Here is a 3787-nt window from a genome sequence, read left to right as displayed (position 1 = left end):
CCCCGCCAACTGCACAGCCGGGGACACAATCACAGGCAACGGCACCACCACCGGCGTAACCGCGAACAGGCTGGCGCCGGCGATCGCCACACCAGCGGTGGCGTACGGGCGAAGAGTGGCGTGCAAGAGAACTCCTTGGCGTATGGGCGTATTGACTGCTGACAGTGAGTGCCAGCGATGAACCTAACTGAGCGGCGACTGAGTGTCTCTCACAATTTGCCGCCTTCCGCGAAACCGTCGCCGGTTGCCGCTTTGCGATCTGACGCTGAATGTTGACCTGTGCTGTGGCACTACGCATTTCGCCGCTTCGCACGTCTGTCCGGATCGAGCCGATTATTCCAAGCGGTAATTACCCCTGGGTAACTGGTTACGCACTGGCAGGCGGCTGTTGGTGGCGAAATGCCTGGCTCACAACCGATACGGCCGCTAACCAGGCGTGCGCGTTGTGAGCAACATGATGTGCAGAACTGTGTTGATGTCGGCCTCGGCGCTACCGCGCGGCGTTATGCGACTGGCGCCAAATGAGATTGGGCGTTCATCAATCAGTGGGCCGACCAGCGAGGTCCACGGTCAGCCGGTGCGCCGTGCGGTGCTGGCTGAGACACCCGCGGATGGATTCCGGGTTTGCCGGTCGATAGATGGACGGGTCGGCGGACTGACCCGGCGGCATGCGTCCCCGAGGGCAATGGCCTGCTGGTGAGAGAGCGGATCCAGGTAGGTTCTGCGAATCTCGTTGGCGTAGGTGGCAAGTGCGGGCTCCAGGCGCGCACGCCCGAGCGCGGTGACGGTGGCGACCACCCTGCGCCGGTCCCCCGTCCCCGGGCCACGGTGCACCAAGCCTTGGCCCTGCAACCGTGTGACCTGCTGGGTGACCCGGCTGGGCGTTAGAACGAGGGCATCACCGAGCACGCTCATCGGTGCCGACCCTCTTGGTGATTTGGCGAGCACATCCAGCAGCAAGACGTCGATCATGGTGAGCTGGTGGACCTCCACCAGGCGGTCGTTGACGGCGGTGAACACCGCTGTCGACGACTCCAGGAACTGATGCCAGCAACTTTTCCCGGCGTCGTCGACCCCGGGCAATTGGCACGTCGGTGCTTCTGGAAAGGTTTGGCCTCCCATCGCGCGGAATGCTACCGGACCGGGTCGTCGGTTGATACGAAAATTGACGACGGCGGAGAATCTCGGATTCCGGGCCACACTACCGGCGTCCCTTTGAGGGGATTGGGGTAGCGCCAACACAATTCCCTTCTCATCTCGCATGCGCAGCGGTTGAGGATAATTCGCGGAATCCTTTCTCGGTTACTGCCTCGTCAATTCGGCGTCCGGCTGTAGTCCGGTCGCCGGTCCGTTGGTGAGCGTCTGGGTGCACTATTGGCCGGGTTGTCCGGCTGCGCCGTCGGTGCCGGTTTGGCCGTCGGGGTTTCCGGTGCCGCCTGCGCCTCCGGCACCGCCGGTGCCGGCCGCGCCGCCCGCACCGGTGGCACCGTTGGTCCCGTTGGTGCTGGTGCCACCCGCGCCGCCGACCGCGCCGTTGCCGCCGGTTCCGCCGTTGCCGCCGTCGCCGCCAGGCAGGGTGTTGCCGTCGGCGTCGGTTCCGCCGTTGCCACCCTTGCTGCCGGCGCCGCCGGTGCCGCCCTTGCCACCGGTTCCGCCGGTTCCGCCGTTACCCGATTCCGCGTTACCTCCGGCGCCGCCCTGGCCGCCGTTGCCGGCGGCGCCGCCGTCGTGGCCGGCACCGCCGGGCCCGTGTGCGGGGCTGGTCGTGGGCCCGCCGACGGAGCCGGTGCCGCCCTGGCCGCCAGTACCGCCATTGCCAGCGTTGACGCTGCCGACCGCGTTGCCGCCGGCACCGCCCGCGCCTCCGTCGCCGCTGGCACCCACCGTGCCGCCTCCGCCGGCGCCGCCGTTGCCGCCGTTTCCGCCGTGGCTGGGGCCAGCGCCGTAGGGGTTGTCGGTGGGCATAGTCACACCGCCGCTGTCCCCGCCGTTACCGCCGGCACCGCCGGTGCCGGCGGTGCCGCCGCCGGTCCCGGTGGTCGCGGGGATGGATGCGGTGCCGCCGGCGCCGCCGGCGCCTCCGTTGCCTCCGGTTGCGGTGCCGTAGCCGCCGGCGCCGCCGTCGCCGCCGTCGCCGGCGGCATATCCGGCGGTCATGTTTCCGCCTCTGCCGCCGTTGCCTCCGTTACCGCCGATGCTGATGGTGTTGGGGCCGGTTGCGCCGTCACCGCCCTTACCTCCGGCACCGCCGACGGGAGAATCGCCCTCACGGGAACCACCGGCGGTCCCCCCGTTGCCGCCGTTGCCGCCGTGGCTCCAGATGGTGCCGGTGCCGTCGTCCCAGCCGGTGCTGTTGCCGCCATTTCCTCCGTTGCTGGCGGCGCCTGCGGTCGCGCCGCCGCCACCGGCAAAGGAGGAGGAACTGCCGCCGTTACCGCCGGCGTAGGTGCCGACACCGCCGTCACCGCCGGTGCCTCCGTCACCCCCGTCCCCGGCTTGGCTGCTTCCGCCGCGGCCGGGGGCTCCGCCGTTGCCGCCGATGGTCTTGACGGTGGGATCGTCGGTGGCGCCGTTGCCGCCGTGGCCACCGTTGCCGCCGACGCCGCCATCGCCGTCAACAGCTGAACCACCGTTCCTGCCGCCGCCGCCATTGCCGGCCTGGCCGGCGGTGGCGTCACCGCCGTTGCCGCCGCTGCCGCCGACGCCGCCGTCGTTGTCGCCCTGGGAGTTGCCGCCGTAATCTCCGTCGCCGCCGTTGCCGCCGTTGAGCCCGTTTCCGCCGTGTCCGCCGTCGCCGCCGTTGCCGCCGATGTAGCCGCTGCCGGCGACGTTGCCGCCGCTGCCGTCACCGCCGTCGCCGAGGTAGTTTCCGTTGGCATCCTGGTAGGCGTCGCCACCATTGCCGCCGCCACCGGTGTCACCGCCGTTACCGAGCCGCCCGACATTCCCATACATCGGGCTGGTGTAGATGGAGGAGCCGCGTTCACCGCCGGCGCCGCCGGCACCCCCGCCGCCGGCGTAGCTGCCGTCGCCGCCGTTGTAGTGGTCGGCGGTGCCGGTGGCGCCGTTGCCGCCGGCACCGGACGCGCCGCCGTTGCCGCCGTTTCCGCCGTTGCCGAACATGAAGCTGCTGCGTCCGCCAGCCCCGCCGGAGCCGCCGTTGCCGCCCATTGCGCCGTTGCCGTCGCCGCCGCCCGCGAAAGTGCCTGCGGCGCCGGCTAGCCCGGCCGCCCCGTTGCCGCCAACCCCGCCGTTGCCGAGGAACCACCCCGACGCGTCGCCGCCGGCCCCGCCGTTTCCGCCGTTGCCGCCGGCTTCTACTGCGGCCCCGCCAGCCCCGCCGTCACCGCCGTTGCCCATCCAGGTGGCGCCGGCGCCGCCGTCCCCGCCGTTGGCGCCCGCACCGCCGTCCCCGCCGGCCCCGCCGTCACCGAGCCAACCCGGTGCGTTGCCGCCGGCACCGCCGGCGATGCCGGCTTGATCGGAGTCCCAGCCGTCTCCGCCGTCACCGAACCACAACCCGCCGGCCCCGCCGTCCGGGGTTTCGGCGGTGCCATCGGCACCGTCACCAATAAGGAACTGGCCCGCTGAGGTGTTGATCCAGCCGTTGACCATTTCACCGAGGTCGCTGTTGATCCAGCTCTCCATGGCGGTATGCATCGGGGTGTAGATCCACTGGTCGAGCATGCTGGTCCAGTCGAGCGGGTCACCGAACGCCAAGGGTTCGGCGGCCCCGGCTGCCGGGGTCAGCCAGTCCAGGTCCAGGCTTGCCGCCGGGTCGACGGCC

2 protein-coding genes are annotated in these 3787 nt (G+C 70.9%); both read right to left on the bottom strand.

Annotated elements, in window-relative coordinates:
- Positions 1 to 570 precede the first annotated feature (570 nt).
- Entirely contained in the window at positions 571 to 1122 is a 552-nt protein-coding gene (locus AC5Y36_RS25665; RefSeq protein WP_500043794.1) for a MarR family winged helix-turn-helix transcriptional regulator, read from the bottom strand.
- 249 nt (positions 1123 to 1371) lie between these two features.
- The coding region (locus tag AC5Y36_RS25660; protein WP_500043793.1) for a PGRS repeat-containing protein at positions 1372 to 3787 on the bottom strand (2416 nt) is incomplete at its 5' end.

The organism is Mycobacterium sp. NGS50 (genome assembly GCF_059812545.1).
The sequence above is the reverse complement of the archived record's forward strand: the minus strand, read 5'-3'. Positions and strand labels throughout refer to the sequence as shown.